Genomic DNA, 4057 nt, shown 5'->3' on the forward strand with positions numbered 1-4057 from the left:
TGGATATGGTGACGCTGCTGCGCGAAGCGGAAGCGAGCGAAACGCTCATTGTTGGTCCGAGCAGTCCGGGAATTATTGTGCCGGGTCAGGTGCTCCTTGGCATTCACCCCAGCAGCTTTTACACGCCGGGTCCCGTTGGGTTAATCAGCCGCAGCGGCACGCTGACCTACGAAATTGCGTTGACGCTGACGCAGGCAGGCTTGGGACAGTCGATCGGCGTCAGCATTGGCGGCGATACGGTCGTCGGCTCCTCGTTTCCGCAATGGCTGCAAATTCTCGATGAGGACGACAGCACTGAGGTCATTGTGTTGGTCGGCGAGATCGGCGGCGATAGCGAAGAACTGGCTGCCCACTACATTGCTGAGGCGATCGACAAGCCCGTGATCGCCTACATTGCGGGTCTAACGGCACCCAAAGGCAGACGAGTTGGACATGCGGGTGCCATTATTGACTCGCACGTTCTCGAAACTGGACTGGACACGGGCACCGCTAATAGCAAAATTACTGCTTTCCAGCGCGCCAAAATTCTGGTTGCTGATCGTCCCTCCCAGATTCCTATCCTGGTGAAGAAGGTGCTGAAAAAAGCCCCAGCCCCAGCACGACTTGGCTGTCTAGGTAATTGAGTTGAAGATCGCTAATTGCTAATCGTCAATAGCAATTAGCGATTAGGATGGATCTGAGTCCTGTCTGCCCGGTGGGCGATCGCGCATTTGGCTATGTTTCGAGTCGTGGCTCCAGAATTTTCGCAAGAGTTTGAGCGGTGGACCGATGCCCTCAACACTGCGAAATCATTGATTCCCCAGTGCAAAGGCTGGACGCAAGATATTCGCATTTTTCTGTGCGACGAACTGATTTGGCTATACAGTCGAGAACATAAGTTCCCAAAGTACATTGGGGCAGGAATGTACGATCGTTTGGCACGGCTGTTTATTCAAGAGGCGATCGACGAATCGGCGAGCACGGCTGCTGATACTGCAGATGAGCGCGATTAACCCTCAACTTGAACGTCAGCTTGAACGTCAAACGTTTCACCCATTACCGAAACTTGATCCCCTACCACCAGCTTGCGTCCGCGTCGCGTCTCTACGGCACCGTTGACCGTCACTTCTCCTGACTGAATCAGCAGCTTTGCCTGTCCGCCCGTTCCGACTAGTCCCACTATCTTGAGAAATTGGTCTAGCTTAATTGTGTCGGGATTGTTCATGAATTGCGTGTCTTCAATTGGCAAGTTAGGAGGGAAGCCTCGGCAGTTAGACCGTTAAACTTCCCCGCTCCTCCACCCTAGCTCAATCGATCGCATGAGCCGCACTCGATCGCTGGCAACGGCTAGCCCTGAATTCCTAAATAAAATATTAATGAGAAAGGGAATTCGTCCGTTCTTCTGCTCTTTTGTTAATAATATTCATTGATCGCAGCAATTTGTCTGTAGAGTGAGCAGTGGCAGCCAACATTCGGCTGCTAACTGCGATCGCTGCTGCAACCTGCACAACATTCACTTGGCATTCGGGGCATTCTGAGAGCTACAGCAACTTCCAGTCGCGTGGGCAGTGCCCATTAGCCCTTAATACGCTTAGGAGCCGTACTCGTAAGCGATGCCCAGCCGACAATTCGTGGTCTATTTAATTGAAAGTTGCTGTCGTTCAGATTAGTGAGACTGGGCTTTGGACACTGCATCTCAATGTTTCAACTTACGCTACAGGCTGCTGTCCTAGGTCTAACTACCATTCTTTCAGTTACTGTTGCCGTTGCAGCTTGGCAGCGTCGCTCAAACTCTCCTGCTAGCACGCCGTTCATTCAAATGATGCTGGCGATCGCAGGATACTCACTTGCCGCCGCATTGGAAGCATCCGCGATCGAGCTGTCTGACAAAATAATTTGGTCGAAGCTAGAGTACGTTGGCTCTGGCAGTGTAATTACGCTCTTTCTGGTCTTCGCCGCACAGTTCACGCACTCCAAGCGGTGGTTGACGCCTCGAACTATTGCCTTGCTTTGGTTGCTCCCATTAGGGAATGTAGGGTTAGTGGCAACAAATGAGCGACATCAGCTAATTTGGTCTGACTTTCTGCCCGGTCCTAGCAGCAACCTGGTAATTTATCAGCACGGTCCCGGCTTTTTTTGGGTGATGGTGTGCACTTATACGTACACCCTTGCAGGCTCACTGCTCTTGGTTAAAGCGGCGCTGCGCTCCTCGATTCTGTATCGTCAGCAGTCCAAATTGGCGCTAGCGGGCGCACTGGTACCACTGCTTGGAGGAAGCGCTTATGTACTGAAACTGTCTCCTCCTGGTCTGAATATTACTCCAATGAGTTTTCTGCTAACTGGACTCATTTTCTTTGCCAGCCTGTTTCGCTTCCGTCTGTTTGATCTGGTTCCGGTAGCGCGGGACAGTCTCATTGAGCGCATGAGTGACGGTGTGCTGGTGTTAGATGTGCGGAACCGCATTATCGACCTAAATCCTGCGGCACACCGTTTGATTGGGGCAAGTGCTTCATGTATCGGACGATCGATCGACCAGGTTTTCACGCAGTGGCACGACTTTGCTAAATCCCTACAGGAAGACGTTGAGGCAGAGATTTGGTTGGATTCAATGCCACCGCTTTTTGTGGAGCTGCGAATGACGACGCTGCACGATCGACGCCGACGGTTGACCGGACGGTTGCTCATTCTACGCGATATCACTCAGCGGCATCAGGCGGAAACTGCTCTCCGACAGGCAAACGAACACCTACAAAGCCAACTGCTTGAAATCGAAGCGCTACAGTCTCAGCTACAGGAACAGGCAATTCGAGATGGACTAACCAACCTGTTCAATCGCCGCTATTTTGAAGAAACCCTTCCAAGGGAACTGGCACGGGCTGCACGGGAAGGCTACTCGGTCGCTGTGATCTTCATGGACATTGACTACTTTAAACGGATCAACGATACCTTCGGGCATCAGGCTGGCGATCGTGTCCTACAAGCATTTGCAGCGCTGCTGCGTAGCCAGTGCCGATCCAGCGATATCCCCTGTCGCTACGGAGGCGAGGAGTTTGTGCTGGCACTGCCCGACGTGACCTTGAAGTGCGCCCACGACCGCGCAGAGCAAATCCGACTGGCGTTTCAAGCAGTACAGGTGAGGTTTGGAGAAACGCAGATCGACGCAACGGTTTCGGGTGGAGTTGGCATATTTCCCGATCACGGAGAAACTAGCAGTGATTTGTTACGAGCGATTGATCGAGCACTGTACGCCGCCAAAGCAGACGGACGCAACTGCGTCAAGCAGGCGGGACAGCCGTTATAGCCGCTTCAGCTATTTCAGCAGCAGATAGTAAAGCTGCCCGGTGGAGTTGATCAAGCCTGCCCGATCGCCCGCTGGTTTGCCTGTTCCCATAAAGAGATCGACGCGCCCCGGTCCCACGATCGCGCCGCCCGTATCCTGATCTAGCACGTAGCGCAGCACCCGTCGCTGCTCTAGCGTTCCTGCCGCAGTGGCAACGGGAAGGCGCGTTTGAATCAGCGCCAGCGCGCCAGGAGGAAACTGAGATTTATCGGTGGCGATCGATCGAACAGGCGTCACAGGTACGCCTAGGCTTCCAGTCGCAGGTGCACCACCTGTTTCCCGCATAAACACGAAGCGACGGTTGCGCGGCAAGTACTCATTCAAATCAGCGGGATTCTGCTTGAAATATTGAGTGATGCGCGGCAGCGTCAGCTCCTCCAGCGTGAACTTGCCGTCCTTGACCAATTCCCGACCGATGCCCACATAGGGGTAATCAGTGTTTCCGGCGTAGCCTACCGTCATCGTGCTGCCGTCAGTTAGTTGCAGCCGCGCTGAACCCTGAACCTGGATTAAGAACGCTTCTAGGCGATCGCGCAGCCACACCAATTCCAGCCCTTTCAGTCGGTTAGAAATCTGTACGCCGCTTTCCCCTTCGAGTTGCTGCCGTGTCGGATGAGGCTTTGACCACGCGGTAATATCGGGCGATCGAAACAGCGGGTAGCGGAACTCGCGCGTTTGAGTGCGGCTAGCTGCATAGACAGGTTCAAAGTAGCCCGTGAAGGCAACGGCTCCCTGCCC

At 53.7% G+C, this 4057-nt stretch carries 4 protein-coding genes and 1 pseudogene; 3 read left to right on the forward strand and 2 right to left on the reverse strand.

Features of this window, described 5'->3' with window-relative positions; translation table 11 throughout:
* Both H6F43_RS07140 and H6F43_RS07145 read left to right on the forward strand, forming a co-directional pair.
* Positions 1 to 623, forward strand: a pseudogene (locus H6F43_RS07140) (CoA-binding protein); the annotation flags it as partial.
* A gap of 93 nt (positions 624 to 716) precedes the next feature.
* Complete coding sequence (locus tag H6F43_RS07145) at positions 717 to 992, forward strand: hypothetical protein (protein WP_190342071.1); 276 nt, start codon at positions 717 to 719, stop codon at positions 990 to 992.
* Here the strand turns inward: H6F43_RS07145 and H6F43_RS07150 are convergent.
* Positions 989 to 1204 carry an RNA-binding S4 domain-containing protein gene (locus H6F43_RS07150; RefSeq protein ID WP_190342073.1) on the reverse strand — a complete coding sequence of 72 codons (216 nt, stop codon included), beginning with the start codon at positions 1202 to 1204 and terminating at the stop codon, positions 989 to 991. The genes H6F43_RS07145 and H6F43_RS07150 overlap by 4 nt on opposite strands.
* 474 nt (positions 1205 to 1678) lie before the next feature.
* Here H6F43_RS07150 and H6F43_RS07155 point away from each other — a divergent pair, with 474 nt between their 5' ends.
* Positions 1679 to 3280: a histidine kinase N-terminal 7TM domain-containing protein gene (locus H6F43_RS07155; protein ID WP_190342075.1), complete on the forward strand. Its 1602-nt coding sequence runs from the start codon at positions 1679 to 1681 to the stop codon at positions 3278 to 3280.
* Positions 3281 to 3289: 9 nt separating this feature from the next.
* Here H6F43_RS07155 and H6F43_RS07160 read toward each other — a convergent pair.
* A partial coding sequence (locus H6F43_RS07160) for an MltA domain-containing protein (protein WP_190342078.1) occupies positions 3290 to 4057 on the reverse strand: 768 nt, incomplete at its 5' end.

Origin of the sequence: Leptolyngbya sp. FACHB-36 (assembly GCF_014695955.1) — a bacterium.
Classification (GTDB): Bacteria; Cyanobacteriota; Cyanobacteriia; order Leptolyngbyales; family Leptolyngbyaceae; genus FACHB-36.

Coding starts and splice junctions, on each gene's coding strand:
- H6F43_RS07145 (WP_190342071.1), top strand. CDS start 717: ATGTTTCGAGTCGTGGCTCCAGAATTTTCGCAAGAGTTTGAGCGGTGG.
- H6F43_RS07155 (WP_190342075.1), top strand. CDS start 1,679: ATGTTTCAACTTACGCTACAGGCTGCTGTCCTAGGTCTAACTACCATT.
- H6F43_RS07150 (WP_190342073.1), bottom strand. CDS start 1,204: ATGAACAATCCCGACACAATTAAGCTAGACCAATTTCTCAAGATAGTG.